General features: G+C 44.1%; 23 protein-coding genes. 8 read left to right on the plus strand and 15 right to left on the minus strand.

Annotation, left to right across the window (positions count from 1 at the left end; genetic code table 11):
* Positions 1–112: 112 nt before the first annotated feature.
* From CLV93_RS07295 to CLV93_RS07335, 9 genes are all read right to left on the minus strand, one after another.
* Positions 113–1135 carry a hypothetical protein gene (locus tag CLV93_RS07295; RefSeq protein ID WP_106541532.1) on the minus strand — a complete coding sequence of 341 codons (1023 nt, stop codon included), beginning with the start codon at positions 1133–1135 and terminating at the stop codon, positions 113–115.
* Positions 1132–1926, minus strand: a complete 795-nt coding sequence (locus CLV93_RS07300) for a penicillin-binding transpeptidase domain-containing protein (RefSeq protein ID WP_106541533.1) — start codon at positions 1924–1926, stop codon at positions 1132–1134. Before CLV93_RS07300 ends, CLV93_RS07295 begins: the two co-directional genes overlap by 4 nt.
* A 29-nt stretch (positions 1927–1955) precedes the next feature.
* On the minus strand, positions 1956–2498 hold the full coding sequence (locus CLV93_RS07305; protein ID WP_106541534.1) for a GNAT family N-acetyltransferase: 543 nt from the start codon (positions 2496–2498) through the stop codon (positions 1956–1958).
* An 82-nt stretch (positions 2499–2580) separates the two neighbouring features.
* Complete coding sequence (locus tag CLV93_RS07310) at positions 2581–3354, minus strand: trypsin-like serine protease (protein WP_106541535.1); 774 nt, start codon at positions 3352–3354, stop codon at positions 2581–2583.
* A gap of 137 nt (positions 3355–3491) precedes the next feature.
* Positions 3492–5057 carry a S10 family peptidase gene (locus CLV93_RS07315; protein WP_106541536.1) on the minus strand — a complete coding sequence of 522 codons (1566 nt, stop codon included), beginning with the start codon at positions 5055–5057 and terminating at the stop codon, positions 3492–3494.
* Positions 5058–5263: 206 nt separating this feature from the next.
* Positions 5264–6145, minus strand: coding sequence for a VIT1/CCC1 transporter family protein (locus tag CLV93_RS07320; RefSeq protein WP_106541537.1), 882 nt, complete (start codon positions 6143–6145; stop codon positions 5264–5266).
* Positions 6146–6293: 148 nt separating this feature from the next.
* Entirely contained in the window at positions 6294–6878 is a 585-nt protein-coding gene (locus CLV93_RS07325; RefSeq protein WP_106541538.1) for a transposase, read from the minus strand.
* A gap of 135 nt (positions 6879–7013) precedes the next feature.
* The gene (locus tag CLV93_RS07330) at positions 7014–7616 is read right to left on the minus strand and encodes a hypothetical protein (protein ID WP_106541539.1); all 603 of its coding nucleotides are present in this window, start codon (positions 7614–7616) and stop codon (positions 7014–7016) included.
* A gap of 49 nt (positions 7617–7665) precedes the next feature.
* Positions 7666–8319: an HNH endonuclease gene (locus CLV93_RS07335; RefSeq protein WP_146141973.1), complete on the minus strand. Its 654-nt coding sequence runs from the start codon at positions 8317–8319 to the stop codon at positions 7666–7668.
* A 587-nt stretch (positions 8320–8906) separates the two neighbouring features.
* Here CLV93_RS07335 and CLV93_RS07340 point away from each other — a divergent pair.
* The 3 genes from CLV93_RS07340 to CLV93_RS07350 all read left to right on the plus strand — a co-directional run bounded on the left by CLV93_RS07340 (position 8907) and on the right by CLV93_RS07350 (position 12844).
* Entirely contained in the window at positions 8907–9635 is a 729-nt protein-coding gene (locus CLV93_RS07340) for a DUF6261 family protein (RefSeq protein WP_106541541.1), read from the plus strand.
* A 142-nt stretch (positions 9636–9777) separates the two neighbouring features.
* Positions 9778–11598, plus strand: a complete 1821-nt coding sequence (locus CLV93_RS07345; RefSeq protein ID WP_106541542.1) for a P-loop NTPase fold protein — start codon at positions 9778–9780, stop codon at positions 11596–11598.
* Positions 11599–11785: 187 nt separating this feature from the next.
* Entirely contained in the window at positions 11786–12844 is a 1059-nt protein-coding gene (locus CLV93_RS07350; protein WP_106541543.1) for a GlxA family transcriptional regulator, read from the plus strand.
* Between the two features lie 2 nt (positions 12845–12846).
* Here CLV93_RS07350 and CLV93_RS07355 read toward each other — a convergent pair whose 3' ends face one another.
* The 5 genes from CLV93_RS07355 to CLV93_RS07375 form a co-directional block, all read right to left on the minus strand.
* Entirely contained in the window at positions 12847–14067 is a 1221-nt protein-coding gene (locus CLV93_RS07355; RefSeq protein WP_106541544.1) for an MFS transporter, read from the minus strand.
* Positions 14068–14210: 143 nt separating this feature from the next.
* A complete protein-coding gene (locus CLV93_RS07360; RefSeq protein ID WP_106541545.1) occupies positions 14211–14759 on the minus strand; it encodes a cysteine hydrolase family protein in 549 nt (182 codons plus the stop codon).
* Positions 14760–14913: 154 nt separating this feature from the next.
* Positions 14914–15912: a type I glyceraldehyde-3-phosphate dehydrogenase gene (gene gap / locus CLV93_RS07365; protein ID WP_106541546.1), complete on the minus strand. Its 999-nt coding sequence runs from the start codon at positions 15910–15912 to the stop codon at positions 14914–14916.
* A gap of 293 nt (positions 15913–16205) precedes the next feature.
* Complete coding sequence (locus tag CLV93_RS07370; protein WP_106541547.1) at positions 16206–17129, minus strand: ketopantoate reductase family protein; 924 nt, start codon at positions 17127–17129, stop codon at positions 16206–16208.
* Positions 17130–17148: 19 nt separating this feature from the next.
* Positions 17149–18150 (minus strand): haloacid dehalogenase-like hydrolase, encoded by a 1002-nt coding sequence (locus tag CLV93_RS07375; protein ID WP_106541548.1) that lies wholly within the window; start codon positions 18148–18150, stop codon positions 17149–17151.
* Positions 18151–18474: 324 nt separating this feature from the next.
* On the opposite strand from CLV93_RS07375, the gene nikR reads away from it, so the two are divergent.
* From nikR to CLV93_RS07400, 5 genes are all read left to right on the plus strand, one after another.
* Positions 18475–18876, plus strand: coding sequence for a nickel-responsive transcriptional regulator NikR (nikR, locus tag CLV93_RS07380; protein WP_106541549.1), 402 nt, complete (start codon positions 18475–18477; stop codon positions 18874–18876).
* Positions 18877–18942: 66 nt separating this feature from the next.
* Complete coding sequence (gene larE, locus CLV93_RS07385) at positions 18943–19764, plus strand: ATP-dependent sacrificial sulfur transferase LarE (protein WP_106541550.1); 822 nt, start codon at positions 18943–18945, stop codon at positions 19762–19764.
* Positions 19765–19799: 35 nt separating this feature from the next.
* The gene (gene larC, locus CLV93_RS07390) at positions 19800–20972 is read left to right on the plus strand and encodes a nickel pincer cofactor biosynthesis protein LarC (protein ID WP_106541551.1); all 1173 of its coding nucleotides are present in this window, start codon (positions 19800–19802) and stop codon (positions 20970–20972) included.
* 1 nt (position 20973) lies between these two features.
* Positions 20974–21714, plus strand: coding sequence for a nickel pincer cofactor biosynthesis protein LarB (gene larB / locus CLV93_RS07395; RefSeq protein WP_106541552.1), 741 nt, complete (start codon positions 20974–20976; stop codon positions 21712–21714).
* A gap of 8 nt (positions 21715–21722) precedes the next feature.
* Positions 21723–22427, plus strand: coding sequence for an urease accessory protein UreH domain-containing protein (locus CLV93_RS07400; RefSeq protein ID WP_106541845.1), 705 nt, complete (start codon positions 21723–21725; stop codon positions 22425–22427).
* A gap of 56 nt (positions 22428–22483) precedes the next feature.
* Here CLV93_RS07400 and CLV93_RS07405 read toward each other — a convergent pair whose 3' ends face one another.
* On the minus strand, positions 22484–25339 hold the full coding sequence (locus CLV93_RS07405; RefSeq protein WP_106541553.1) for a helix-turn-helix and ligand-binding sensor domain-containing protein: 2856 nt from the start codon (positions 25337–25339) through the stop codon (positions 22484–22486).
* Positions 25340–25417: the final 78 nt, after the last annotated feature.

Raw genomic sequence — 25417 nt, forward strand, 5'->3', positions numbered from 1 at the left:
CTAATAGTGACTTTCTCAGGTTACATGTTTTTTCTTCAATAATTCAATCACCTTAACACCAAACATTTTCCTGCAAAGTGTTTGGTGTTATTTTTGGGATAGTCAGCAACCGCTATTTCGTGAAATGCTTCGTCAACACGTCAAATAAATTATGGTTGAATGCAGTATCCAGTTCCGGAAGGGTCTTCAAACCAAAGATAAAAGCAATGGCAACCGGGTCAGTACGGTAAGCCGTGTGTCCCTCATAGAATCCGTACCGCATAATATAATAAGGCGCCATTTCGCTAAAATGCAGCGAGGTGAGTTTTGCTTCCAGTTCTTTTCGCTGAGCAGTAGATAGCTGACTGTAGTGCTCGTCCAGGAAGGTCTTTTCTTCAGGAGTCAGAGGGCGACTCACGGTAAAATCGAAACTTCCCTGAATTTCATCCTGAAAGATGGAAACCTGCCAGCCTTTGCTTCTCTCCCCCTTGAAACTCAATTGATGGCCGTTATAGAATATCACCGATATGTTGTCGTAAAATCGTCTCCAATGCCCTAACTCAACTTCCTTCAAGACAAGATTCCAGACATGAAAAAGCGGCTTAGCCATCTGCGGATGCGTCAGGCCCATCGCACGTACTGTTTGATTGTCTCCTTTCAGCACCGAGAGGATATTTTCATCCTTTGCCATAAAACCGGCATAAGAGAACCCGTTGGGCCGACCAATTACGTCAATAATTTCTACCGGGAATCCCGTGATCCTATCCTTGCCTTCTAACTCTGCTTCATCGTGCAAACCATTCTTGGCCAGCGCCGGGAAATCGCCCTGGTCAACTCCGAGCTGTTGGCCCTTTCCCATCATCCATTTAATTTGATTGCTGTAAAGAAGAGGAGTTCCGTTTTCCACCGTTACCCGAACAATCCCGTAGGTCGAATCTTTTTTCATTACCAAAATCGCTTCAGTCCCGTCTTTAAAAACCGCCGGAGAGACAATATCCGGTTTCGACAGATAGCTCAACGGATAATAATACCAATCCTTGACTTTCAATTTCGACTGCTTCTCCCGTTGTCCGAACAAAGCTCCGGTTGACAAGACAACGACCGCTAAAAGCAGGCCAAACCGACGTTTCCACCCAAGATGTAAAATACTTTTCATGGTTCTATTATTTTCAATTCCATTAGAATGTCCTTCGTAATTTTATATCTGGCCTGACTGGTCCCGTTAAAATCATCGGATACGAAATTCATGGCATAGAAATAAGGATGGTTATCCTTTTCAACATATCCGACCAGCCACATGATGTAGTCGTTATCATTTAAAACTCCACCACCTGTTTTTCCGCTGAGTGTCCAGTCGTCTCCTTTTTCCAGCACGATGAGTTTCCTGACCTTGTCAATGGATTCCTTCGAAACCGGTAAATCATCGTAATAAAACTTCCGTAGAAAAGCGATTTGCTGATTGGCGCTAATGCGAAATTCTCCGGCCAGCCAAAACCGGGTAGGAGGACCGTTCAGATTCTTATTTCCATAGTCAAACGCCCGCACATATTTCCGGTATTTGTCTATCCCTATCTTTTCGGCAAAGCCGGTATAAACCCATACACAGGAGTATTTTATCGCTGTTCTCAAAGTCTGATCATGGTTCCATTTCTTAACAGGCCACTCGTGTCCATTCCAGGGAATCACTTGCTCGGTGTCGGAAACAACACCTTCTTCCAAAGCTATCACCGAGTGGGGAATTTTGAACGTCGAAGCGGGAATAAACCCAGAATCGCATATTGCAGGATTGTAGCGGATTAACTCATTGTTCGCTTCATCAAACAACACAAAACATCCGTTGACACCATACCGGTCGAAGAAAGGTTTGAAATTTCGTTCGGTTATCTTTTGGGCGTAACCTAAAGAAACAAGTGATAAAAGGAAAAGCAGGCTCAGTAAATTTTTCATGGTAAGTCGTCGGTCTATTCAACTTCTGGTTATTCCTTCAGTGGATCATCTTCCAGAATGGCATAATGATAATTGTCGATCCATTTTCCCCGAATAGGCAGGATCTTACGGCGTAAACCTTCGCGGACCATGCCGCACTTTTCCAGTACGTGGATGGATTTGATGTTTTCGGTGGCCACACCGGCTTCCACTTTGTGTAAGTGGAAATCTTCAAAGCCGGCTTTTATCAACCTTTTCGCCACTTCCGTTGCATAGCCGTGTCCCCATTGAGCCGGAAGCAGTTTGTAATATATCTCACCCAGGCGGAATTTATCTAACGACAGCGAAAAACCGGCTAGTCCAATGAATTCGCCGGAGTCTTTCAATACTATTTTCCAGGTGTATGATTTACGCGGTTTGTCCGTTTGCTCTTCAATTGCCGGACGTATCAACTCTTCGGTTTCCAGCCTGTCTCTGGGTATCCCGATGGTGTTGAACTCATCGACAGCAGGGAAAGAGTGCAACCGGTGAATATCATCCAGATCACTCCAGTTAATTTCCAGCAATTGCAATCGTTGCGATTCGAGTTTCATGATTTACTGTTCAGTTGAAAGGTTTGATTTGCTTAAAGATAATCAGGAAAATATGGATATACAACGGAGGTTCATCATTCATTTACTGCGCTTGGTAGGAAATTCCGTATTTATCGAACAATTGCTGCAGATAGGCCACGCTGCCAATGACGCCTAATTTTCCTTCCTGTCCGGAAATTAGCCCCACCAGGTAGCCGTTTCGGTCAATCACCGGAGAACCACTTCTTCCTTCCCCTCTCACATTCCGGGTGAGTGTCTGCACATAAAAGTAGTTTCCCATGTTCTTAAAACACTGCATTTTTATCAGCTTCGGATAACGATTATCCTTTTGCAGTGCTCCCCAGCCTACCGCAAAAACAACCTCGTTGGGACGGACCGGTGTATAGCGAATTTTGAGTGGATAAATATTTTTGTTCTTTTCCTGAAGAGAAAACAGAATCCAATCCCTATCCTTCAGTGTATTAAATTGTCCGATGGGTTCATTAGATGACTGATTGATAAGCTTTTTTATTTCTACCTGCTGCTCCGGCCGGTTTTTCCGATACATTTTCCATGACACAAATTGAGGCCCCAAATCGATGGAAGATAGTCCCTGGTTGATCTCAAAAACCATGAACAGGTGTTTACAACTAACGGCCAGCGTATCTTTTCCGGTGTCAACCAGAAATGCATTGGCAATTCCATGAAAGGTGGTGTCGGTAAAGGCGATGTCATTGGTCAGGGCAAAAGCTGGCCAATCTTTTACGGGTTTCGCCATCCAGCTTTCTTTGGCGACCTCTTTTTTTTCATTACATCCGCTAAAAATAACCGACAATAGGACGGACAGAACGAGCAAGTAAATAGGTTTTGTTTTCATTGGTTTGACATTTTTCTGAATTCCCGGCAGGGATCTATTCGTTATCTCAGATTATCCATAAAGAAAATGGCTGTTGTACTTCGCAAATAAAATTACGAAAGCATAACAGCCATTCCAAGTTTTATTGTCGATGCTCTTTAATGCGTATCCTGAATGAATTTCGCCGTGTTATCGTGTAGTTCCTTCAGGGAAGGAATATGCAGATAAACCATGTGCCCCGACATGTAGTAATGGTAAGAGATATTCTTCTGTAAAGCTGCAGGCATGGGCAAATGCCGCATTTCGTATACTCCTTCGAAGTACGGCGTGGCCAAATCGAAATAACCCATGTTCAGCATCACTTTCATTTTCGGATTGTAAATCATCGCCCGGGCCAGGTCTGGCATCACGTTGGGGAAAATTTTCCTGCCGCTTCCCGGTGCCTGATGACGTGAATCCCACTTGCGACCGATTCCATCGCCAAACGGCTGATAAGGTACATCTTTCCTGAATTTCAACGTCGAATGCAAATAAGTGTTCGCAGTAGCGATGTAGATCCCGGAAATGGCTTTGTCCATCGGGTCGAAGGCGGGACGTTTGCTCAACGGATCGACCATATAGCCTGAGAAGCGGGTATCCAAACGTCCGGTTACCTTATCTTCCTTTGCCAGCAGATTCTTTTCAAATCCCGGTCCGGTTACACGCAGGTTGGCTTTCTTAATGTAATCGACCGGAAGGCCTGTATATTCGTGCAGTTTTTCTGCCGTTTGGTTGAAGGTTGCAGAATCAATCGTCACACCTTTGCTGAGTGCAGATGCAAAATCTCCGAGTGCGAAGTCTTCTACCTTCCGGAGAAGCGGTTCCAGCTTTTCGGGCTGATTGGGAAGTTTGTGATGGTACCAGGCTGTAGCCGTCATACTCGGCAAAACCAGTTGGTGGGCAATTTCGTTACCGGGATTCAGGGCAGCCATCCCCGAAACGTTATCGTAGTTCAAAATCTGCGAAAGCATGATCACACCATTCAAATCGATGCCATGATTCTCGCCCAGGTAGTAAGCAACCACTGCCGAACGGAACGTTCCGTAACTTTCGCCGAACAAATACTTCGGAGAATTCCACCGGCTAAAAGTGGTCAGGAACTGTGTAATGAACGAAGCAAATGCATGTCCATCCTGGTCGATGCCATAAAAATCTTTCGGATCGCCGACTCCTCCTTTGTCTTTCCCGATAAGCTGGCTATATCCGGTTCCAGGAGCGTCGATAAACACCAGGTCGCTGGCATCGAGCAAGCTGTAGTCATTGTTTACCAACGAATAAGGCGCTGAAGTCCGCGCTGTGTCAGCCGCATCGACACGCTTGGGTCCCCATGCACCCAAATGCAACCATACCGATGCACTTCCAGGGCCACCGTTATAAATAAATGTCACCGGCCGGTTAGCAGGATTGCTTTCGCCCGACTTAAAATAAGCCACGTAGAACATGCTGCAGGTTGGTTCCTCTTTTTTGTTCTTCAGGACCAGTGTACCAGCTACCGCCTTGTAATCAATCCGCTTCCCCTCAACGGTCACCGTTCCACTCGTTACCGATTTCTGCGGGCGGGTCAATGTTGTGTCTGGTTTTACAGGAGTTTGGGAATGTTTGGACTCATTTGGATTTTGAGCCGACAAATCCATCGCTGAAAGCATCACGACAATCAGGACGGAAAGAATCAAGTTAAACTTCATTTGTATCTGTTTAAGTTAGCAATAAGCTTTTGTCAAAAAAGGTTGGTGGTTAGTTTCCCGATGATTTAGTTCTTTAAAAATAGTTTTTTTGCCGAATAGTGTGGCATCCAGTTTCAGCGAAAGCAAATTAAGCACCCCATTCACACAAAAAAAGAGGACACTAAAAGCATCCTCTTTCTCTATATAGTCAACAAATACTGTTCAAATCAAACGTCGATGCCGAACATGATCCGGACAAGATAACCCAGACCGAACGATATCAATCCAACCACGGTACTCAGGATAACCATTTCCCAGAAACGTTTCCGGAAAGGTTGATCGTTGGCGACCGAGATGTAATAACTATAGAGGAACACCACCAATACCGAATCGACAACGGCGACTATCAGTGCCACAAAAGGTGAGGTAAACAGCAGGTAGGGGACTACCAGGAAAACAACAGCAAAAACATAGGCGATACCGGTAAAGATGGCAGATTTTACAGCACCTTCATGGTTACCTTCCGACTTATTCGACAGATATTCCGACGAAGACATCGACAGGGCACCAGCCAGTCCGGTGATGATGCCGGCCAACGCTACCAAACGGGTATTCTGCAGGGCAAAAGTCAAACCTGCCAGCGTTCCCAGAATTTCCACCAAAGCGTCATTCAATCCCAATACAATCGAGCCGATGTACTTCAGCTTATCTTCCTCCAGTAGATCGATCAACTGAGCCTCGTGATCATTCTCTTCTTTACTGATGATTTTGGCCTCAGGAATTTCAGCCGCAATCTCGTTGTAGTTGACCTGCGCGTTCTCCTCCCCTTTTTCCATCAGCTTAATGCCGAATGTGATGCCAAAAATCCGGGCTATCCAGTAAAATTTCCAAATCTTCCACTTACTCGGAGCCACTTTCGTTTCGGTGTACTCCTTCCAGATTTCATAATGCTTGTGCTCATCGTCGGCAATGCGATTCAACACTTCGGCATTATGCGGGTCTCGCTGTTTGGCAGCCAGCTGCTTGTAAATATGATATTCGGTAATTTCGTTTCCCTGGGCGACCAGCAATTGGCTTCTGGTTTCGGAGGACAATGGTTTACGTTTCATCGATGTTTTTGGTTCTTTTGATTTGAGGCAAAACTACATAATGTTTGGAAAAAGCTGCTGTGTTTTCGGTTTCGTTTCGCTAAAAATCTCATTAAAAATCTCTTCTGATTTAAGGATGTCATCCCTTCGAAGGGATGACATCCTTAGCTCATTCAAGCATCAATGCTTTCTTCTCTTCATGGTAATAATTATGGAAGCTCAGGAAATTCTCCTTCCCACCAAACAGGTCAAGGACTAATCGTCGGTTTAAATTTGTTGGCAAAGAGCTTGTCAATGCCTGGTAGGAACTAAAACGGTAATTCAGGAACTGCTCACTAAGTCCATGCTTCACTGGATTATGATGAATGTAAAACGTTACATACTTCAAGTAGTCTTCATCTTCAATCAATAACCTTTTAAAGGGGCGTGAGAAAAGACTTCCTTTTATTCCGTTTTGCTTTTTTATGGCCTGAGAATAGGTAATAAATAATCGCCGAAAGTGTTCTGAAACTACTTTTCCTACAGTATTTGAATCACTGATCCTTCTTTTGGTCTTTATGAGTAAATGAAAATGATTGGGCAGTAAGCAATACGCCAATGTATCACAATACGGCCCTAAATACTTGCTATACTGGTTCAGAAAATATTGGTAGTTGTTAGGAGTATAAAACAGGTTCAGGGAACCATTCCCCCGGTTAAAAATATGATAATACCGATCGCTTTCAATAGGTGTGTTTATGTTGCGGACAGGCATTGTCTTTTTGTTATTCAATTTACAAAATCTGATTCATTAAGGATGTCATCCCTTCGAGGGATGACATCCTTTTTCGCCGGCGTTTTTTTAATGGCGCGTTTTTAGGAATCTTCTCAGACTTCAACATAAAAAGGCTTACTTTTCTTCGCTTAAGTCATTAATCCGATAGGCGAAGCTATGGCCATAGCGTCCCATGAACGTGCCTCCGAAGTTCTTATCTGCTACATTAAATAACCGAGGCAACTGAAGTAAGCCAGCTCCTTCTGCTTGTTCAATATACAGATGAAGCACAGATACGTATAGACCTGCTACAGAATTCAAACAATTTTTTAATGAAGCCTGCTTAAAATGCTCATGACGCTGATGCTTCACTTTATTATTAGCTGTCCACCATTCAGGAGGACCAGATTTTTGCCACGACTCCCACGGGGTTAATTCCAAGCCTTGGGTAGGTATTATTACCTTAAAATCTTTGAAGTCCGCAAAATAGCTAGTAATCAAATCATGGTATTGATTAATATTTCCCGCTGTAGAATGTTCATCTATGGCAATGCACAATTGCTTCAAAACAACATCAACCTCGGCGCTTGCAGCCATAAGTATTCTTGCAATCTCTAAAGAAAAAGTCGAGTCGTTATCTTTCGAAAAATCTACATATCGCTGTAGCTTATATAAATCCTCTTCTATAGAAAGAAAATAATTCCAGTGAATCAGTGTTTTCTGACGTTTTATACCCATTTGTTTTATTAAATTTTATGACTGAGTCAGTTTTCTGTATTCCTACAACTTAGTCTAAACGACCATAATCAGGTAAGAATCTCTTAAAAAAATCTCTAACCATAAATTCTGCATTTCTTTGTATCTCCTCTGCCCTATCTTCCTCTTCTTTGAAAAGCACATAGGTAACTCTTGGCTTTACCTTTGATACTTTGTATTCTCGACTACTAGGTTCCATATGAATGAAAATCCACGGTTCATGGTCATGATTATGTCCACTGCCATAATCCTCCGGTGCAAATTTCTTCCGTTCTACTAAATATTCATTCAAATCGTACACAGGGATTTCAATTTTTTCGTGCAATGAAGTGTGGCATTTTTTGCATAAAGTAATCAAATCGTTATCACAATATTCCCATACCTTTCTATTATCGATATACCGTTTGTGATGAATCTGCATTACCGGTAGAACCAACCAATCTAGCCCAAATTCCATTTCTATCGTTATACCAGTTCTTTGAGATGATAAACGATATAAGCTATGTCCCGGACTTGATTCATATTCATGTAATTCTACAGTCCCATCTCCATATCGACAAGTTTCCACCGTCCCCAAAGAGGGATTAAAGGTTCCGCAAATCTGACAGGTAAAGTTGTCTCGTTTCAGAATCTTTTCTCTTTTTAACAACCATTCTTCTGACGCAAAATCATTTTTATTCATCATTGAAATATTTATCGATGATATTCTGCAGGTCTGGTATTTGAATAAATGCGTTTCAATTTAATCAATTTATGAGTCTACTGAAATAGATTAACCTGAAGCAAATGTGTTTTTCCCTTCTTCCCAATAGATTATTAGCCAGGAAAAATTGCTGCAACCTAATTTAGATAAAAAGCTTTCGAGCAAACCCGTTTGCCTTCTCTTCTAAATAAATTGTCGCTGAGCAAGTGTGTTTCGTCGATATTCTAAACAGATTTCTGACGAGCAAACCTGTTGAGCGCAATTTCTTAATGAACCATACCTAAAACATGACCGCTGAAGTATATACCAGAAGATATTTCATAAAACCACTCCCTCTTTCTTTGTAAAAGAAAAAATTAATACCATTTTATTTTAACTGAGAATAAATTAGCAAATGATACTATTAATTCCGGCCAAGTATACTATCTTTAATCACGACCTCAAACCAATGACCATGACAAGACCGACAATTAAAGACCAGACTATCAAATCTATTGCAAAAATCTCCAATTCAATAATCACTAACAGAAAACTATCTGTTCAACTTCTGCCTGACTAAATTTAATCTCATGAGTCAAATTAATCATTTATTAACCTCGGCTATCGTCGCCGAGACGGCTGATATAGCCAATCACGTAGGCATCGCAATTGATAATGCCACGTTAACTGACGAATACCTGAATGGTGAAAATGTAAAACTAAAGGCAAATTCGGTTTTAATGGTTCAGGGCATAGGCGCTGAACGCGGAAAAGAGCTGAAAGAAGAATTAGATGCCGCCGATGCCCGCAGGGATGCATTGTTTTCCGCATTGATGCATTTTCTCAGAGGGTATCAGCGATGGAACAAAAACTCGACGGGCGAGGCAGCGGATGTTCTCTATTCGATTGTCAAATCGCACGGTTCCAATATTCCCCGACTGAGTATTGAGAAAGAAAGTGCCATGCTTGATTCTATCCTAAACGCGTTTCAAAAGGAAGAAGCCGCGCAGGCTATCACCACACTAAACCTAACCGAACTGGTTACAGACCTGCAAAGTGAGCAGGCACATCTCCAGGAAGTTTATCAACAATCGGCCGAACTGGAATCGGAAAAGCCGGAAGTAGTAGCCCCGTCCAGTATCAAACGCGAAACGCAGGTCATTCTGAATGGCATCATCGACTATTTGAATGTAATGAGTAAAGCCAACGCTGCCGTTTATGGTACGCTGGCAGCTACTGTGGCAGAGTTAGTGAATACTTTGAATGAAAAGATCAAAGCTCGTTACAATTCGAACAATACATCCACCGAGAATAGTTAAATCAATTGTTTAACCGGCAGAAGTAAATAGTGGATTGGAAAAGTAAGGATGTCATCCCTTCGAGGGATGACATCCTTTTCACTTAATCATAAAATTGGAATTTCCTTATTACCTTAGACTCAAACAAAAAATTGAAAACCTCATGCCTTTATTAAGATTTTCCAAAGACGATCCATCTCATACTATTGAAATCAATCAGGATGATCCTTTTCTGAAAATAACCAAAGCAATAATAACCAATCGCTCTGATGACGGTGAAATCCCCTCTGGTATCTCAGCACAGCTTTTCAATCACACACCAGAAGGTTCCGGGACCGAAAATATTTCATTAAACGAATCGACCGACGAACAAAATGTTTTTCCAATTAATCAAGTACTCGTTGAATCAAACGATTTCCAACACCAGAAGGTGAAACTGGAAATTGATGAGAACGAAATTAACGGCGCAACTCTCGAACTCCATTATGAAATCAAAAATCTGGATGTTTCCATTGAAAGTCCGTGGAGAGAATTTAAGAAGCATCTGGAGGAAGGCGGTAACAACCGGATTCTCTTTTCTGCTCCTTACGGACAGGGAAAAACAACTTTCCTGAAAGAATTCTTCAAAAAGGAAAATGAAGATAAAAAGCTATATGAAGTTTTCCATCTCTTTCCAGTAAATTACGCTATTTCGGCTAACGAGGATATTTTTCGCTACATCAAAACCGAAATACTGTTTCAATTGCTGGGGCGCGATGTTGAGTTTGATAAGGAAAGGTTCACCTATTTGCAAACCTTGCCCAAATTCGTCTTCAAAAATGCAGACCGGATTTTAGCTCCGTTCTTAAAAGCGATACCCAAGATTGGCGAAAGTGCCTTTGGAGTTTATGAAAATCTGCGTGAATTGACACAGGAATATTTTTCAGAGCATGACCGACTTCAGATCGACGATAAAGATGCCGCCGAGAAATTTATTCAGAAAGCCTATGAAGAGGAAGGTTCCATCTACGAAGACAACTTTTATTCCCAGCTCATCCGCCAATTACTGGAGCAACTGGGAGAAAAAAGGATAAAGACCGTTCTGATTATCGATGACACCGACCGGATGGACCCGGACCACATTTTCCGGATACTAAATGTTTTTGCTGCACATTTCGATTCGCCAAATTATGAAAATGGAGATTCCAATAAATTTGGCTTCGATAAAATTATCGTGGTTTGTGACTACGACAACCTTCACAAAATTTTCTGCCATAAATATGGCGCCAGCACTGATTTTGCCGGATATATCGATAAGTTCTATAGTAAACAAATTTTTCGCTACAATAACGTTGATGCCATAATTAACTACGTAGAGAAAATTCTTCCAGGTCAATATAGAAATGAGGAAAACTTCAAATTTCTCTTGTCCGAGTTAACCAAAACCAATTCGATCTCGCTCAGAGAAATTCTCAATCAAAATAAAGTCAAAGATGTGTCCGACATTGACTCTCTTCTCAGTGTTCCAAGAATGACTGCTGAAATTAAAAATACATTCATGATAGGCTTCTTTCCGGCTATTACGTTCCTTTCAATCATATTCAGCAAAGAGATACTGATAGAGAAACTAATTAAATGTCAGAGTTCAATAATGAAAACTGATCTCGTAAATGAGAATATCTATAATTATCGTTCAAAACGACTAATAGCAGAAATTATATTAGCAGAAAATATGCCGGGAATAAGTGACAAGAAAACATATCAATTTAGTACGAATGGCAATACATTTGGGGCGAATATAATGCTAACGGATCTAAATCAAAATTACCATAGTGATTATTATGAATATTATAGCATAAATCAAATTTGGGAAAATAAAGAGCAGGAAGAGGATAAAGAACAAGAAAAAGTATTCAATGGAAAAGAATTCTACGATTTGGTTATTCTGGCTGTTGAACGTTTTTTTGAACTTAACATTCAGTTGAAAAGAAATTCACTTCGTTAATTAGCTAAAGGATGTCATCCCTTCGAGGGATGACATCCTTTTTTATACAAACCTTCCTCTAATTGCCCAACCTGAAACATGAAACTTTCCAACCTGAAATCTCTCTTGTCCGATTTTGTCGGATAATTGTCCTTGCGGACAGGATGGAACGATGTATCTTTAGCTTGCCATATGAAAAGAGAAGGCCATGAAGAAGGAAGAGAACACCCCCGTTAAGCATATCGTTATCCTGGCGTCGCCCAACACGTCGCTGCTGGATGTAACCGGTCCGATGGAAGTTTTCGCGAAAGCGAAACAGTACCTGCCCGAATTTACCGACCAGCCGCCGTTTGTTTACCAGCTGCATGTGGTGACCAACACCCGGGAATTGCAGGTGACCACCTCCACGGGCCTGCCCATTGGGTGCGAAAGTACCCTCTTCGATATCAGTTATCCCATCGATACCTTGCTGATTGCCGGCTATACTACCGGTTTGCAACTGCTCGACCAGCGCATCGAGGCAGATGAGCTGCCGCCGCACATTTCCGACGTCAGTCCGGGCAAAGAGACCGTACACTGGTTACGGACACACTGGAAAAATATCCGCCGCATTGGCTCGGTGTGTACCGGCGCTTTCCTGCTGGCCGAAGCCGGTATCCTGGATGGCCGGGAGGCTACCACTCATTGGCATCGTTGCCAGCTGATGGCTACCATGTACCCCGAAGTAAAGGTGAACCCTGATCCCATCTTTGTGAAAGACGGTCCAGTGTATACTTCGGCCGGGATTTCCACCGGAATGGACCTGGCCCTTTCGCTGGTAGAAGAAGATTACGGCCGTGACGTAGCGCTTTACGTCGCGCGCATGCTGGTGTTGTATCTCAAGCGGCCGGGCAACCAGTCGCAGTTTAGCGTGGTACTGGCTCAGCAGGAGGTCGATTACAATCCCATCCAAACCATCATCGATTGGATTCCGGAACACCTGAATGATTCCCTTTCAGTAGAAAAACTGGCCGAACAGGCATCCATGAGCCCGCGAAATTTCTCCCGTGTCTTCGCCCGAAAAACCGGCATTACTCCGGCACGTTATATCGAAAAGGTGCGCGTGGAAACAGCCCGGCGCCGGCTCGAAGAATCGAACCTGACGCTGGATGAAATTTCCGGCGAATGCGGTCTGGGAAGTGCCGATACCCTTCGGCGCCTGTTTCTACGGCATCTGAAAACCTCGCCCAGTGCCTACCGGCGAAGTTTCCAGACAGCTGTACGATGAATTTACCCCGGGCAGGAAGCGCTTTTCAAGGCTACTTGCTTTCTTCGTCCCCGCACGAACGAGACAAACACGATGCTGATGCCGCCTACTAAGATGAGGTCGTACCAGGCAAGGCTCATCAATTCCGTCACGGGAATAAAGAGCAGCAACAGGTAGGTGATTCCCGAAAGGAGAATATAGGTAAACCCGCCGACCAAACCACCAGCTATCCCGGCCATTTTGGGGAACCGGCTCAAACTGTAGGTAAATGAGTTATTGAAGATGAAAGCCGACGCCATCACGATGAAAAAGGTAAACCCGATAAGCGTATACAAGTTGGGCGCTATCCGGAAGAACAGTATCATCAGGGCGAGCGTGGTAAACTGTACGATGTTGGCAATGAAAATCTTTTTGTTCAAATCGATTTTGATCAGCGCTTTTCCCAACAAATTTCCGCTGAGCCATCCCAGTCCGACAACCAGCAGCGAATAGCCTACCGTGACCGAATTGTAGTGAAAGGTATGCTCAATCAGGAACGGACTGGTGAGCGTGAATATCATCGCGACTCCGTATGCGAGACCGGATAAGGTGATACTTAGAATAAAATCGAACGTTCCCAGCATCTTTGAATAGTTCGCGGCTATTTGCCGGAAATGAAATTTGGCAGGCGCATGCAAAGTTTCTCCGCTGAAAATCCAGTCGAGAATAAAGCCCACCATGGAAGCAGCTCCCAGGAAATAAAAGTTGTACTTCCATCCAAAGCTGGTTTGCAGGTAACCGCCGATAAACGGTGCCGTAATCGGGCCGATGGACCATACGATAGTCAGCACACTGAGGGCATGTTTCAGTTTGTCACCATTAAACATATCCACCAGAAAAGCTCGTTTGGCAACCAACACAATGCCAATACTGACGCCTTGAATCGCCCGGAGAATATAAATAACGTGAATATTCGGGATGGCTGCAATAGCGAAGCTGGAGAGTGAAAATATCAGCAACGAAATCAGATTGAGCCGGTGCCGGCCAAAGCTGTCGAGCAAAATACCGACAAAGAGCTGGCTAATGCCATAAAACACCAGGTAGATACTCACCGAAGCCTGCATGTTTAATACACTAACGTGTAAATCGCGGGCCATGGCCGGCAACGAAGGGGAATACAAATCAACCGCGATTCCCGACAGCGGTGCGATGGCGTATGCCAGAACGGTGGCAAAGCCTTTATATTTTTCCTGAATCATTTTCATATCTGTAAGTTGGCTGGGCTGAACGAAATCATTGCGTATTTGAGAGCACGATCCGGTCAGTCAGCGAAGTCTTTGGTTTATTGTAATGTCACTGAAATGTTGCACAGAAAGTGCAATGTCGTCTTTACTGTTGTCTGCTGTGCTTATTGCCCTTCTAAAAATTGACTCGTTGTTTTTACGGTCGCATAAAAATAGTTGAGAGCTGCCAGGAAACTGTTATGAACTTCGTCTGCTTTTACTACTTGTCCGTTGATCTCCTGGTCCCTCGTTGCACAAGCATCCCCTATTAATGTGATGTTAAATCCGAAATCTTTTGCTGCCCTGGTGGTCGAGTCAACACACATGTGAGTCATCATCCCGCAAATAACTAAATCTGTTATATCGTTACGCTTCAAATAATCAAGCAACTCTGTTTCTCTGAAACTATTGGGAAAATGTTTAACGATTACTTTCTCGTTTTTTAATGGTCGTACATTTTCATGAATCTCAGCCCCTGGTGTATCGGGCAGAAAAAATGTAGCTGTCGGTCTTGTCGCTATATGCTGAATATGTACGATTGGTAAACTTTCTTCCCTGAATTTCTCAAGAACCAGCCTGGCATTTCTACTGGCTTCAACCGAACCGACGAGTGACATAGTGCCTTCGTCAAAATAGTCGTTCTGAATGTCAATAATTAACAATGCTGTTTTCATATGCTTTCTGTCATTATCCTGTCATCCTGATTTCCCGCAACGAGGTGCAGAAAGTCATTAAAAAATACCAGAGAAACGGTTAATGCTTCCCTGGTACCTGTATTCCGTTTGCTTTGAGACTGAATTGACTAAACGCCATTTCAGACAAATTGTTTTACAATGCAGCAAAGTAGGCTGCCGTGCGCACCATCTGCGATACAAACGACATTTCGTTGTCGTACCACGAAACGGTTTTCACCAATTGCTGACTTCCGGTGGTCACCACCTTCGTTTGCGTAGCATCGAAGAGCGAACCATAGGAAATTCCGACAATATCGCCCGATACTACCGGGTCTTCGGTATAACCATACGATTCGTTGGCTGCGTTTTGCATGGTCTGATTAATTTCATCTACTGTTACCGGTTTTTCCAGCACCGTATAGAGTTCAACCACCGAACCGGCCGCTACCGGAACGCGTTGTGACGAACCGTCCAGTTTGCCTTTCAGCTCCGGAATCACCAACCCGATGGCCTTGGCTGCACCGGTGGTATACGGCACAATGTTGTTAGCCGCCGCCCGCGACTTTCGGTAATTGACTTTCGGGTCGGGCGTGTCCATCAACGGCTGCGAGTTGGTGTATGCGTGAATGGTACTCATTTGTCCGGCTACAATACCGAAGTTCTTATTCAGCACATCCGCCATCGGTGCCAGGCAATTGGTGGTACACGATGCACAACTGATGAGATTATCGGACGGCTCCAGAATATCGTGATTCACATTAAATACAATGGTTTTCAAATCCGGTCCGGCCGGTGCCGAGATAATCACCTTTTGGGCTCCGGCTTTCAGGTGCGCGGATGCTTTTCCCGGCGAAGCAAAGAATCCGGTACACTCGAGTACCAGGTCGATGTTCATCTCTTTCCAGGGCAATGCTTCCGGATTGCGCTCGGCCAGTACTGTTATGCTTTTTCCATTGATCACCAGGTTGTCGTCACCTGATTTGACATCGGCATCGAAAGTCCCCTGGGTCGAATCATATTTCAACAGGTAAGCCAGCATTGACGGTGCGCTGAGATCATTTACCGCCACCACTTCCAGTTCCGGGTGGTTCTGCATTTTGCGGAAGGCCAATCTCCCGATTCGACCAAATCCATTGATAACAACTCTAATCATACCTTGCTCATTTTTAATAGTTCAACTCAACGGATTCACTGTGTTCGTCCGTGTTCTTTTTACATCCGCAAGGTATGCTGTTCTCGACTTGTCTGCAATGACAACTTTCCGACAGATTCAGCCACAAAAGGTTTCAAGTTACGCTAGCAGTTTCTGTTGTTGTAAATGTTTATGTTGTTACTGTTGTTCGGTTCTTATCAGCAACACCTTCTTTGGATTTTCAATGAAAACTCCGCAACAACATCCTGCAGAACGATAAAAACAACAGGAACTATAGGAACAATAGGAACCTTTTATTCCTTTCGCGCTTTGAGCTCGGCGGGAACCAAACAGGAATAGACAAACTGATTGACCGGCACATCGACATTGAACTGGCTGGCGAGTTTAACCACTGTGCCGTTCTGGTATTCCAGTTCTGAAGGATTGCCGGCCCAGATATCACGAGCTAGTGACGTTGTGGAATCAGGAGCGAGTGAGTCGATAAAACCAACATTCTTTTTCACGAAATCTTCACCGAAAGGAATTCCCGCTTCACGCGCCAGGGTCACAATCTCGTTGAGCAAGTCGACCATGAGTTTTCGCGTTTCGGGTATCGAACGAAGCTCACCGTAGTTGGTATTGGTGATGGCCATCAGGCCGCTCACACAAATAAAGATGAACTTTTTCCATAGCTCCATTTGAATATTTTCAGCAACGGTTGCCTGGATGCCGGCTTTCTGCATCACTTCCTTTAGTTGCTGTACCCGTTTCGATTTGGTATTATCAGCCTCACCGAATATAATTTCGGGGGTATGCGCAAAGTGATTGATGACTCCGGGAGCCTCCACCTTACTGATGATTTTGCATAAACCGCAGATTACCGGTTCTGCTCCGATGGCTTCGCGCAGTTCGTCGTACGTTAGTAAACCATTTTGCAAGGGCAAAATGACCGTCTGTTCGCCAATGAGACCATCCAGCTGAACCGCCATATCTTTCACCTGCCAGGCTTTCAGTCCGATGATAATGAGATCGACTTTCCCGATTGTTTCGATATCGTCTGTAGCCTGCACATTGTCTAAGTGAAAATCGCCCAGCACACTTTTCACCGTCAGACCAACGGTCCGCATGGCTTCGAGATGGGCGCCCCGGACCAGAAAGGTTACCTCATTACCGGCCTGGGCCAGCCTTCCACCAAAATATCCTCCAACTCCTCCTGCTCCGATTACCGCAATCTTCATCACAGCTGTCCTTTCTGTTTTACTTATTTGGTTGGTTAAATACCACTTTGAAATCTTTTTTCATACTAACAATGTTCCATCCGTGTGTCGACATGGAATCTTTCCAAGCGGGACAAGGTGTACCGTGCCATGGACTATATTTATATTCCCGTTTGGCATCGTCGTGGTTCAACATGAACGAAATGTTGGGCAACGGATTGGCCGAAGCCATGCGGAACATGCCCCAATCACCGGTGGTATTTCCAAAAGCAAAAACAGGGGCCTTCCCAATGTGACGATAGATGTTTACCGCTTTGCCGTTGTTATTATTCGATGGCTTAAATATGGCAGGTTCCAAAACAAACTCTGTTCCTTTTCCGGGGTGAAAGACGGGCTGCATCGCCTGGCTGGTACCAATCAAATGGTTGCGATCGAAGCCCAGCGCTTTGGGACAAACGCTCCACATGAGTCCCTGCAGTGAGCCCGAAACGACATACACGTTAAACTGGTTAACTTTCAAATACGAAATCAGTTCCAACATAGGTGGATAAAACATTTTGGCCAGCGGAATATGATAATCGCGATTCATGGCCGTATCCAGGTAGGCTTTGGTGAACTTCACATACTTTTCATTATCCCAACCTTTAAAGGCATTCATGATCATGGGCTGAATAGTTGGTCCCCAATGATTGGTTACAGATGTATCTTTCGGATTGACTCTCAGTTTTTCAGCATAACGATACACCGGATTTTGCAGGAGCGAACTGTCTTTGTCTGCCTGTAGGCATAAGCCCTGTACAGCACTGTACATCTCAAACCAAAGTGGAGCCTCACAAGCGAGCGTTCCGTCCATGTCGAAAACCGCAATACGATCCTTTACCGGAATTTGCGGCACTTTATTCGTGACAAAGTCAATAATTTTCGCTTTTTCGGGAGTGTTGTTCCACGATGGCAGCGGATCGGTTTTGGTTGGTGCACAACTAGTGGCCATTCCTAGTAGCAGGATGAATATCCAGGCATTTCGGTACATCAAAGTTTTCATATGTTATATACTTATCTGATTTCTTTAGTCTCTTATTTTTGCTAAAATACAGATACACGTAAAGATTGACAGACCTTTTATGTAAAATTTATATAAATAATCATGCACCGGCCGCGGGCGGGTATTTCCTAACGGAATAAGAATGAAATTATCACATTTTTCTCGGATTGTTTCTATACTTCGGGTAGCTTTCCACCCATGTTTCCCGGAAGAAACATTCATTTTAACCGGTTATAAATAGCCGAAAGTTTTTGTCTGGCTGAGCGTTCTCTCATATTTAATACTATTTTTGATCGTGTTACTAATTACCTAATTGTTGTTACCATGGGAGTTTCTCGTTTTGGCATATCTATCGAACAGGATTTGCTCGATTCACTCGATGAGTACGTGAAGGAAAATCAGTTTTCGAACCGTTCGCAAGCGATCCGTCATCTGATAAGCAAAAGCATGGTGGAACATAAATGGCAATGCAACAACAACGTGGCTGGTTCGGTCACCTTAATTTATGATCCGCATAAGCGGGAACTTCTGCAGCTGTTATCAGCCATTCAGGAAGAATTTTTTGACGAAATCTTATCAACGCAACGTTTCATGCTGGAAAAAGATAAGTGTCTCGAAATTGTAGCAGTGAAAGGGATTGCCCGACGATTGACTGAGTTGTCAGATAAGCTTATTAGTATCAAAGGGATGCAACATGGGAAATTAACGATGACCCGCGCCGATTAATTATTTTTTTGCTCCAATAGTAACACGTTTTCACAAAAGAGTATTACTAACTAAATTATAACCCGAATGACATTATCGCATAAAACAGTTGAAAAGCTCGAGGCACTGGAACAATGGTTTCGAAAACGGGAAGGCTCTATTGTAGCCTTTTCAGGAGGAATTGATTCTTCGCTGGTGCTTTTCCTTGCCCGAAAATTTCAGGAAAAAGAAAAAGCTATTGGAGTGATTTCCAATTCCGAAAGCCTGAAGAAGAAGGATTTCCTGTTAGCCAAAGATTTTTGTGAACAGTTTGATATTCATCTGGAAATCATCAAAACGGAAGAACTGGTTGACGAACGCTATAACCAGAATCCGGTTAACCGATGCTTTTTCTGTAAAGAGCATCTCTTTCACGACTTAAGTCAAATCTGTGAAAAATACCCCGGTTATCAGGTTTTGAGTGGTACCAATTATGACGATTTGGGTGATTTTCGTCCGGGAATTGACGCGGCTAAAAAATATGAGGTGCTGTCGCCCATGGTTGATTGCCAGGTAACGAAGGAAGAGTTGCGCGAAATAGCCCGGCATTTTGAATTACCAAACTGGGATAAACCCGCCAGTCCTTGTTTGAGCTCCCGTATTCCTTATAACCAAACGGTTACACTGGAGAAATTGAAACAGATTGAAGCTGCTGAAGATATTCTGAACGGCTATGGTTTCGAAGATGTGCGGGTACGCCATTACGGAAATTACGGGAAGATTGAGGTTAGACCGGATGATTTGCAGAAACTCACACTTGTTCAGGACGAGGTGGTGGAGAAAATCACTGCTCTGGGGTTTGAACGCTGTGAAGTCGATCCGGAAGGACTTGTTTCAGGCAAACTGAACCGGGGAGTAGCCCGCCAATAAAAACACGACAATAATACATTGATAAAAATCCAACCATGAAGATTCTATATTACGATTGTTTTGCCGGAATCAGCGGCGACATGAACCTGGGGGCGATGATCGATTTGGGGGTCGATGCCGGTTACCTGACAAGTGAACTGGAAAAGCTTCACATCGATGGGTTTCACCTGGAAATTACAAAGGATATTCGCCGGGGAATTTCAGGAACCAAAGCAACCGTGGTTATTGAAAATCCGGAAAATGAGAAGCATCGTCACTTGCGGCATATTGAAGAGCTTGTGAATCAATCTTCCCTTTCGGAGAACGTGAAAAAGAATGCGCTGAATATTTTCAGGAGAGTAGCCGAAGCCGAGGCCAAAGTGCACAATATCGATATCCAGAAAGTTCACTTTCATGAAGTGGGAGCACTCGATTCCATTGCGGACATTGTCGGAGCGGCTATTTGCCTCGACTATCTGAATGTAGACAAGGTGCTTTCATCACCAATCCAGCTGGGGGGTGGAATGGTTCAATGTGCGCATGGTTTAATGCCGGTCCCGGCGCCGGCAACTGCACTTATTGTGGAAAATATTCCAGTGAAAACCGGATTGGTGCAGCATGAGGCCACAACCCCAACCGGAGCAGCGATTCTCGCTGCCATGGTAGACGAATTTACGGAGAAGATTGATTTTCCGGTTACCCGAACCGGTTACGGTATTGGTCAGCGCGATGTGCCGGACGTACCTAATGCCTTGCGTTTGTACCTATCGGAAACGAAAGGCGACATGACTGATGTAAAAGTGGAAACGGCTACCATGCTGGAATGCAACATTGATGACATGAATCCTGAGCGGTATGGTCATCTGCTGGATTTGCTCTTCGAAGCCGGTGCCAGTGATGCCTGGCTAACCTCACTGATCATGAAGAAGTCAAGACCGGCCACGCAGTTGTCGGTGTTATGCCCCGAAAATCTGGGTATGGATATGAAGCAAATCATCTTCGAAAATACCACATCGATCGGGTTGCGTGAATATACTGTTCAAAAAAGCATGTTGCGGCGTGAAGAGCGAAACATGGAGACAGAAATCGGAACGATTCGGGTGAAAGAAAGTTTCTACAACGGAAAAAGGATTCATGCCAAGCCCGAATTCGAAGACTGTAAGAAGCTGGCGGTCCAGCATAATATCTCTATCAGCGAAGTAGAAAAAGTAGTAGCTAAACATCTTTGATATGACAACAACCGAGATTCTCGAACAATATAAAAGCGGCAACCTCGAACTGGAAGATGCGCTCAGGCATCTTTCCGGGAACGGGATCGATGAGATGGGATTTGCCACGTTGGATACCGACCGTATGCGGCGTACCGGACTTCCCGAAGTGATTTATTCTTCGGGGAAAACAGTTAAGCAGGTAGCCCAAATTGCTAAGAGAATGTATCAGAATGGGATGGATATTCTGGCGACCCGTGTTACCGATGCCATGTTTGATGCGGTGAAAGAGGTTGTGCCCGGGGCGCAATACAATCCATTGGCAAAAACCATTACTTACAAGCACTCGGAAAAGAAAACAGGGAAAGGTTATGTTGCCATTGTGGCTGCCGGCACATCGGATATGCCTGTTGCCGAGGAAGCGGCAGAAACGGCCCGTTTTCTTGACCAAAAAGTAGAAACGGTATACGATGTCGGGGTGGCTGGTATTCACCGGCTATTTCACAAGCTTGAAGTGATTCGTGAGGCTCGTGTAATTATTGTGGTGGCCGGGATGGAAGGAGCGTTAGCCAGTGTGGTTGGTGGATTGGTCGATAAGCCGGTTATCGGGGTTCCTTCCAGCGTTGGCTACGGTGCCAACTTCGATGGTCTGTCGGCTTTGCTTTCGATGCTGAACAGTTGTGCCAGCGGTGTTTCGGTGGTGAATATTGACAACGGTTTCGGAGCAGCTTGTCAGGCTGCACTAATCAACAAACTTAACTAATTTTGAAAATGGATGGGTTACATCTGCTTCTGATTACAGCTGCGACACTGGGTTTTGTTCACACGGCTCTGGGTCCCGATCACTATCTGCCGTTTATCGTATTGAGCAAGGCTCGAAACTGGTCGCAGACCAAAACGCTTTGGCTCACCTTCATTGGTGGTGTAGGACACATCAGTGGCTCGGTGGTTCTGGGTATTGCCGGCGTGGCGTTAGGCATTAGTGTCCATAAGCTGGAAGCCATTGAATCTTATCGTGGAAACATGGTTGGCTGGTTGCTGATTGCTTTCGGAGTACTTTATTCCCTTTACGGGATATACAAATACCTCAAAAACGGTGGACACATACATCTGCCACACTTCCTTGTTCCTAAAAAAATCAGGGAACTGCCCCATCTACCCATGTCTGACGGACAAAATAAGGAAGACAACACCAAATTAACGCCGTGGATTCTCTTTCTCATTTTTGTTTTTGGCCCATGCGAGGTACTGATTCCTTTACTTATCTATCCGGCCTCTCAACACAATGCCTTCGGAGTGTTTGCGGTTAGTATTATTTTCGGTGTTGCTACTATTATTACCATGCTTACGGTTGTTTTATTAGGATACAAAGGAAGTTCGCTGATCAAAATTAAAAACCGCGAGAAATACCTTCACCTTTTTGCCGGCGTGATTATCCTGATAGCCGGACTGGGCATGCAATTTATGGGATGGTAAGTAACTGTTGACTAAAACGATGAGCATTCAAGTTCAAGCTACGATGATTAATCAAATTAATACTGCAATATCAAATCGATTAGATTATCGTCGTGGCTGAGTCCCATTTTCTTCCTCAGCCGGTAGCGATGATTTTCAACGCCTCGAACGGTAATTCCCAAAAGCGGGGCAATCTCTTTGGAAGATAAGTTCATTCGCAGGTAGGCGCACATCCGCAAATCCTTGGTCGTTAAATCCGGGAAATCGTCTTTGATCTTCCGCAAGAACTGCTCATGCGCCTGCTCGAAGTTGGTTTCAAAAATCTGCCAGTCATCATGACTCGAAATATTCTTGTCAATCTTCTTCACGATGTCGTTAAAATACTTATCCGGATAACGGGTGCCCAACTGCTCTTTCTGACGCGTCAGCAATTGCTTCAGGTCGAGCAGAAACTCGTTCTTTTTAATCATCGACATAGTAGAGTTCGCCAGCTCTTTGCTTTTGTGCTCTACCTCTGTCCGCAAGTTTTTGTTCCGGAGCAAAATCAACTCGCGTTCCCTCTTTTCGATATGGATGCGCTGCTTTTTCTTGGTACGCCTTGCTCCCCACGCCTGGAATAGAATGGAAAAGACCACCAGCAAAACAAAATACCCGACCTTCGCCAGCGTAGTACTGTACCAGGGTTCCTGCACTTCCAGTGTAAGCGAATTAACCCGGCTTTCGTTGTTCCACAAATCGGTTGCTTTTACCTGTAACTGATAGGTTCCCGCCGGCAGACGGTCGAAACGGAAGACAGACGATTCGGACTTATCGGACCACTTTTGATCGATTCCTTTCAAAAAAGCCTGGTAAAAAACCGGTTCGGCGGAGTAATGCGGAAATGAATAGCGAACCTCGATGCTGTTGCGGCTGTAAGTCACTTCCAGCGCATGGTTAACCGGAACCTCATTGATGGCGTCGTTCCTTCGGTTGATGAGTTGGAGTTCGCGTATTCTCGGTGCAAAATTGGCAATGGTTTGCAGTGTGTCGTTCTGGGATGCATTCAACCAGGCGATACCGTTTTCCAAACAAAGAATCCCTTTATCTGCCGTTACCGGCAAAATATTCTCAAAATCATCGAATAACGGGTTTTGTTTGAAATAGGAAGTCGGATAGGACTTGATCAAATGCACCTCGTTCATGGTAATATAGAACAAGCCAATCTTTTTCGATGAAATCAACCAATAGTGATGATCGGGAGCTTTGACAATTTTGTGCGCTTCGCGGTAATCTCCGATGCGCTGATTCAGATAGGTATAAGGGATAATCGTATCGTTCAAATCATCATAGGTAAACAACTTCTCCTTGGTCGTGAATACAATCCGGTCTTCCACTTTAAACACATTCAGCGAATGCTCCTTTCCAAACACCGATGATTCGCCGTAATACTTCTGCCCGACCACTTTGTCGCGTTTATCATTCAACTCCAGTTTGTATATCCCGCGGTGCATATGACTGGCCCAGACATTTCCCAAATGATCGATTTCGATGTACCGGATTAAATCGGTAAATCCCTGAATGATATTTTCCATCACAAGGTGACGGTTCACTTCCTTATAGGAAATTAAGCTATTGTATGTCGACTGGATATAATGGTCTCTTCTCTTGATGTCTTCCTTAATGGAGAAACCACCCGAATTACGGGAGATAAATCGCTCCTTTCCGTTCTCAACAACAATGGTCCCTTCGTTATGCCCAACCACTAACTGGTCACCAATAACGCGCAGATCCCAGTTTTGCGACTGTGTGTTAGGGACCAACTTATACTTCGCGTCAGAATCGGATAAATCTTTGGAGAAAAGGCCCTGGTTGGTACCTAAATAAATGTGATTCTGAAAGATAGCCGCCGAATAAACCGCCCCAATATTCGGGATACTTTCAATCCGGACGCCATTACTATGCCGGTTCCCGATAAAATCAATTCCATGATCAAGTGCCAGCCAGATATTGTTGAACTGATCGCCGGCGATTCCCAAAACAGTGTTATTCTGGAGGCCATTGGAATGGTTGTACTTTCGAATTAGGTTCTCCGACTTATCGAACACCACAATTCCATCGACGATGGTTCCGATGACCAGGTTCCCGTTCGGCATAAAAAACCCACGGTTCAACTCATTTTCTCGGAAGTAAGGGGTCAGGTTGGGTTTCCATTGTGTTAATTGCTTACCATTCCATATAACGATACCGCCGGAAGCGGTTCCAATCATCAGTTGATCCTCTTTGTAGGGAAGAATAAACCGGATAATCTTACCAGCAAAAAACGGATCGATGGCTACAGGAGAAATTTTCAACCCGGATAATTGGTAAATTCCTTTATCTCTCACTCCTATCAATATCTTGTCCCGAACCCGGTTCATCACATTCGTGAACCCAGGCAGACTGACGGATGTAACCGAATCATGTTGATATAGAAGAATCCGGTTAAACGAATGAAAATAAATCCGATGCTTATCACTGGCTATATTCCAAAATTCCTCGTTCTTGGAGAAATAATGCTCTGCCTGCGGATTGAGAGAGTGATAAACCAATTCACCCGATGGTTGTCTTTTCCAAACTCCCATTTCGCGGTAGCCGCTGGTATAAATCAGGCTATCGTTCACTGCGAGCACAGCCCGTAAAATCGTTTCGTTTGGCAGCCGATGCAGCCTCCAGCTCGTACCGTCGAATTCCAGCAAACCATTGTTGTTGGCAAAGTACATCATCCCATCGCGCCCCGCACTTACCCCCCAGTTTTGTGCAGCGGCACCGTATTCCATCTTGCTAAAGTTATTGATATCTTCCACCACCATATGTCGCTGACTGGCAGCGGTCCATATAGAATCCTGTTCCTGACAGTATACAGATAGGTGAGGTAAAAACATCAAACAAAACAGAAAAAAGCAAGTTCTTCCCATCGCCTGTCATTTAAATTCTTATTGCTTTCAAATGCCTGTTATTCCCCCGTTTCTGCCCAAATATAACGATGTAACAAG

The sequence above is a fragment of the Prolixibacter denitrificans genome (genome assembly GCF_003014495.1).
In the GTDB taxonomy this organism is placed as follows: Bacteria; Bacteroidota; Bacteroidia; order Bacteroidales; family Prolixibacteraceae; genus Prolixibacter; species Prolixibacter denitrificans.

What these genes read in the sequence shown, in the direction of transcription:
- CLV93_RS07295 (WP_106541532.1), bottom strand. Translation starts at nt 1,135, where the DNA reads ATGAAAAGTATTTTACATCTTGGGTGGAAACGTCGGTTTGGCCTGCTT.
- CLV93_RS07300 (WP_106541533.1), bottom strand. Translation starts at nt 1,926, where the DNA reads ATGAAAAATTTACTGAGCCTGCTTTTCCTTTTATCACTTGTTTCTTTA.
- CLV93_RS07305 (WP_106541534.1), bottom strand. Translation starts at nt 2,498, where the DNA reads ATGAAACTCGAATCGCAACGATTGCAATTGCTGGAAATTAACTGGAGT.
- CLV93_RS07310 (WP_106541535.1), bottom strand. Translation starts at nt 3,354, where the DNA reads ATGAAAACAAAACCTATTTACTTGCTCGTTCTGTCCGTCCTATTGTCG.
- CLV93_RS07315 (WP_106541536.1), bottom strand. Translation starts at nt 5,057, where the DNA reads ATGAAGTTTAACTTGATTCTTTCCGTCCTGATTGTCGTGATGCTTTCA.
- CLV93_RS07320 (WP_106541537.1), bottom strand. Translation starts at nt 6,145, where the DNA reads ATGAAACGTAAACCATTGTCCTCCGAAACCAGAAGCCAATTGCTGGTC.
- CLV93_RS07325 (WP_106541538.1), bottom strand. Translation starts at nt 6,878, where the DNA reads ATGCCTGTCCGCAACATAAACACACCTATTGAAAGCGATCGGTATTAT.
- CLV93_RS07330 (WP_106541539.1), bottom strand. Translation starts at nt 7,616, where the DNA reads ATGGGTATAAAACGTCAGAAAACACTGATTCACTGGAATTATTTTCTT.
- CLV93_RS07335 (WP_146141973.1), bottom strand. Translation starts at nt 8,319, where the DNA reads ATGATGAATAAAAATGATTTTGCGTCAGAAGAATGGTTGTTAAAAAGA.
- CLV93_RS07340 (WP_106541541.1), top strand. Translation starts at nt 8,907, where the DNA reads ATGAGTCAAATTAATCATTTATTAACCTCGGCTATCGTCGCCGAGACG.
- CLV93_RS07345 (WP_106541542.1), top strand. Translation starts at nt 9,778, where the DNA reads ATGCCTTTATTAAGATTTTCCAAAGACGATCCATCTCATACTATTGAA.
- CLV93_RS07350 (WP_106541543.1), top strand. Translation starts at nt 11,786, where the DNA reads ATGAAGAAGGAAGAGAACACCCCCGTTAAGCATATCGTTATCCTGGCG.
- CLV93_RS07355 (WP_106541544.1), bottom strand. Translation starts at nt 14,067, where the DNA reads ATGAAAATGATTCAGGAAAAATATAAAGGCTTTGCCACCGTTCTGGCA.
- CLV93_RS07360 (WP_106541545.1), bottom strand. Translation starts at nt 14,759, where the DNA reads ATGAAAACAGCATTGTTAATTATTGACATTCAGAACGACTATTTTGAC.
- gap (WP_106541546.1), bottom strand. Translation starts at nt 15,912, where the DNA reads ATGATTAGAGTTGTTATCAATGGATTTGGTCGAATCGGGAGATTGGCC.
- CLV93_RS07370 (WP_106541547.1), bottom strand. Translation starts at nt 17,129, where the DNA reads ATGAAGATTGCGGTAATCGGAGCAGGAGGAGTTGGAGGATATTTTGGT.
- CLV93_RS07375 (WP_106541548.1), bottom strand. Translation starts at nt 18,150, where the DNA reads ATGAAAACTTTGATGTACCGAAATGCCTGGATATTCATCCTGCTACTA.
- nikR (WP_106541549.1), top strand. Translation starts at nt 18,475, where the DNA reads ATGGGAGTTTCTCGTTTTGGCATATCTATCGAACAGGATTTGCTCGAT.
- larE (WP_106541550.1), top strand. Translation starts at nt 18,943, where the DNA reads ATGACATTATCGCATAAAACAGTTGAAAAGCTCGAGGCACTGGAACAA.
- larC (WP_106541551.1), top strand. Translation starts at nt 19,800, where the DNA reads ATGAAGATTCTATATTACGATTGTTTTGCCGGAATCAGCGGCGACATG.
- larB (WP_106541552.1), top strand. Translation starts at nt 20,974, where the DNA reads ATGACAACAACCGAGATTCTCGAACAATATAAAAGCGGCAACCTCGAA.
- CLV93_RS07400 (WP_106541845.1), top strand. Translation starts at nt 21,723, where the DNA reads ATGGATGGGTTACATCTGCTTCTGATTACAGCTGCGACACTGGGTTTT.
- CLV93_RS07405 (WP_106541553.1), bottom strand. Translation starts at nt 25,339, where the DNA reads ATGGGAAGAACTTGCTTTTTTCTGTTTTGTTTGATGTTTTTACCTCAC.